The sequence below is a fragment of the Parabacteroides sp. CAG:2 genome, from assembly GCF_000436315.1.
In the GTDB taxonomy this organism is placed as follows: domain Bacteria; phylum Bacteroidota; class Bacteroidia; order Bacteroidales; family Tannerellaceae; genus Parabacteroides; species Parabacteroides distasonis.
On the sequence record NZ_FR885272.1, the window covers coordinates 1 to 3527 of the forward strand.

Sequence of the window (3527 nt, forward strand, 5' to 3'; positions counted from 1 at the left end):
TAACAGATCATCAAGCTCATCCGGCCTGTTATAAACAGGAATTATAATGGAATATAAACGCATATCTTTTGTATAAAAAAGATTGAGGATACCCTCTACAGACGGTATCACTCAATCTTATCAAAAAAACTATAGCTTCAATAGAAATAAATATTATTGTACCAATAGCATACGTTTCGTTGAGATCAACTGTCCGTCTACTACCAAAGAATACATATACATACCTGCGACACCTAGATCAGAAAAGCTTACCATTATACTACCTTCTCCCCGGGTAGCGATATCGAATTTCTTAACTTGAGTTCCTTGCAAATTGCAAATAGAGATAAAAGCAGAACGTGCGGATGTAGGGATCGTAAAGGATATATTCGTGGTAGAATTAAACGGATTCGGCGTATTTTGATTCATTACCGCATTCGAGAGCAAAGACTTACTCGTCAAATTCTTGTTATTCTGCAAATCAGACAAATTAGCTTTTTCATCCAATTGCAATTCCAGTTGTTGGATAGTAGCGTCCAATTCTTTTACAGCCTGTACTAAAACGGGTATAACAGCCGTGTAATCCACCAAGCTATCACCTGTGGAACTTAACGTCACAATCTCTGGCATAACCTCAGCTACCTCCTGTGCCAAGAAACCAAAAGCTTTAGAAGGTACAGCTTCTGCTGATCTCAATTGCGATGTCTCACTTTTCCAATTGTAAGATACCGGTTTTAACCCCAATATGGTTCCTAATCCACTATTTAAGGGAGTGATATTGGTTTTCAACCGAGCATCCGAAGATTGATAAACCCCCTTTACTTCTATATAATTATACTGGGAGCTTTCTGAATCATAGAAAACGACCTTTCCTCCTGTTCCTGAGATACGAGGATTAGCGACCGCAACTTTTAATTTCAAGAATGTACCCGGATAATCACTCCCGTTATAATACAATTTTTGTCCCCACGTTTGTATGTTCGTGTACTGGGCTTGGACACTAAACGATACGAATAGGCATAGTATGCCTAATAAAGATGTAATTCTTTTCATGATTCAATTAAATTTAAAGTAAATACTTGAAAATTCAACTTGCAAGTCTTTATTATAGGATGATTGGCCATTTCATCCTTATATTTTGATTTCTTATTCTAATGCAAATTCACCATAAAGATGATCTCCCCACTGATTTGTCAGATTCAAAGTATAAACTCCACTCTTGTTATCTTTCAAATCAATCAATATATACCCCGTTTTTTCCGCTAAAACGGTCTCTTCATAAACCATGGTGGAAAAATCCATTATTCGGATTGTTATATCCGATCGCAGAGAGCTACTCTGAATGATCAATTGATCATTATCTAAAATTACAATTATTGGTATATCTGGAGAAACTGAACGCTTCTCCTCATCCCAACTTCCATGCACTCTAACTCTCTTCTCACCCATTGTCTTTGCATACACATTTGTAAACGCAAAACCACTTATTAAACAAATGAATAATAAGCCTACTAATCTACTTGTTATTTGTTTCATAAATTCAAAAAAATTACAATACAAATGTAGACTCATTTTCATACATAGTCAAGGAACACACATGGACAAATCAAGACTTGACACCACTGATAATCAATATATTAAAAACAAACATATGGACATCCCCTGTTTTTAGTACTCTTTGAGGTATTGATCTAGCAAAAGACTTACGTCGGAAGGCATTCGTTTGCTTTTTTTGATTCGCTGTTTGATTCGCTGTTTCTGTTTGGATACAGACTCGGGGAGAGAGTTAGCAAAAACAGCTATTTGGGAAGAACTGAACCCCATCTTGATTAAACAGCAATATCGCTTATCTAATTCAGAGAAATCGGGGAAATCTTTCTCTAACCGTGTATAGAACTGATGGTATTGCAAGTTTGTCCAGTTTATGATTAATGACCAATCTGCATCCTTCAGATATCTAGGATGCTCTTTTAGGTCTTTCAATTTATCGAAATAAGGCAATTGCTCATCTAGTTTCTTATATGAGGATTTCAGTAGCTCTTCATATTTCTCTATCTCTTTATGGGACTCCGCATTTTGATCCAATAAACTTTTATTCTCTGAAACAATCTCATCGATTTCCTGCTGTTTATTATTTAACGTGGCGATCAATTGCTCATTTTCCTTTATACGATTCTCATTCTCTTTTATCGATTCCTTGTAAATTCGTATTTGCTCTCTAGCATGCGCTAAAGATTTTTCCTTCCGCAATACACGATATTGATAGACGATTATAAGAATCAACAGAACCGCAGTGACAAACAAGCCGATTATCTCTTGATTCGTTTTTTCTAGTTTTAGCTGGTTATTTATGTTCAACAATCTCTCATGATCATACCGAGCCTGAATTTCAGCCAATTCTCCAGCATGATTTATTACCTGTAGCGAATCTGAGTAAATAAGATATTGGTTATTATATTCTATGGCCTCCTTGTAAAGTTTTTGTTCTACACATATATAATATAACACCTCATAGGCTTCATTTAGCGTATACAAATTGTCTGTTTCTAATGATTTCTGAAAGTAAACCTTTGCAGAGTCTAGTTGCCCCAAACTCCAAAAAGCACTACCTATCTTGTAATATACTTGAGGAAGCTTATGTAAGGAAGATATTTGTAAACATAAGTCAAGCTCTTTTCTAGTGTAATGTAAAGCTTTTTCTCCTTGACTTAATTTATTATAAACAACGCCTAGCTCTCCCATAGCCATAGCTTCGAGCTCTATATTACCTAACCTTTGAGCATTATCTAATGATTTACCAAAATAGAACAAGGCACTATCCATTTCATTTTTATGCACATAAGTTCTTCCTAGTTCTGATAGAGCATAAGATATCCGTTCTCCATTTCCTGATCGTAATGCGTATTGATAAGCATCCTTTAATTGTACCAACGATTCTTCATAAAGATCTTGATAACGATACATATTTCCCAATGATTGGCAAATCAGATAAGTAAAAAGCGGCTCATCCAACTTTGTCATCATTTCTTTAGATTTTAGAAAGAAAGGCATCGCTTCCGTTATTTCTTTCTGATCCTTCAATAACTGTCCCTTATAATAATACGTTTGCGCCATTCTTTTCAAATCTCCCTCCTTCTCGAAATAATCCATCGCATCTTGAACCAACTTATCCGAGGAAGGGATATTCAACGAATCCGGAAGGCGTTTACCATATACCTTATCCCGGGCTTGTGCCAACAATAGTGCCCAAGTAGCATAGTTCTTTCCGCTTGAAAGTGATGATTGAGGCATAGAACGTAATATAGATAGAGCGCTATCCGGATGCTCCCACATAACAGATTCCGCACGAGATAATTCCGCAGGTAATGGTTTTTCTTGGCGCATACAAGAAAAAAGGGTAGCGAAAAGTAGCAAAGTCAGTCCTAGTGTTGCCTTCATTTAGATTATAGTTTACAACTTAAACGCAAGTTATAAAATTTATCCACAAATATCAATAAAAATATTCATTTGCCACAAAAAAATATCTTCTTTAAGCCTACTACTCAACT

General features: G+C 35.8%; 3 protein-coding genes. All 3 read right to left on the reverse strand.

From position 1 onward, the window contains the following. Positions 1 to 153: 153 nt before the first annotated feature. Positions 154 to 1032 (reverse strand): tail fiber domain-containing protein, encoded by an 879-nt coding sequence (locus QVP94_RS04440; RefSeq protein WP_022192053.1) that lies wholly within the window; start codon positions 1030 to 1032, stop codon positions 154 to 156. Positions 1033 to 1125: 93 nt separating this feature from the next. Next, the gene (locus QVP94_RS04445; RefSeq protein WP_022192054.1) at positions 1126 to 1515 is read right to left on the reverse strand and encodes a DUF3244 domain-containing protein; all 390 of its coding nucleotides are present in this window, start codon (positions 1513 to 1515) and stop codon (positions 1126 to 1128) included. A 132-nt stretch (positions 1516 to 1647) separates the two neighbouring features. Beyond that, the gene (locus tag QVP94_RS04450) at positions 1648 to 3417 is read right to left on the reverse strand and encodes a tetratricopeptide repeat protein (protein WP_022192055.1); all 1770 of its coding nucleotides are present in this window, start codon (positions 3415 to 3417) and stop codon (positions 1648 to 1650) included. Positions 3418 to 3527 lie beyond the last annotated feature (110 nt).